At 40.6% G+C, this 219-nt stretch carries 1 rRNA gene; it reads left to right on the top strand.

Annotated features, from left to right (window positions below):
• Window positions 1-152: 152 nt before the first annotated feature.
• Window positions 153-219: ribosomal RNA gene (gene rrf, locus C2M36_RS06770) — 5S ribosomal RNA — on the top strand; the annotation flags it as partial.

Here is a 219-nt window from a genome sequence, read left to right on the forward strand (position 1 = left end):
TGAGGCGTTAAGCTAACCTGTACTAATTACCCGTGAGGCTTAACCATACAACACCAAAATGGTGTGAGACTGTTAAGTTAGAAGTTAGAAGTTAGAAATTAAGACTGAAGTAGACACATTACTTATTACGCTTTCCGAATTTACAATTTTTTCCTGACGACCATAGCGTTTTGGAACCACCTGACCCCATGCCGAACTCAGAAGTGAAACGAAACAGCG

The sequence above is a fragment of the Pseudoalteromonas sp. T1lg75 genome, assembly GCF_002964705.1.
Lineage (GTDB): Bacteria > Pseudomonadota > Gammaproteobacteria > Enterobacterales > Alteromonadaceae > Pseudoalteromonas.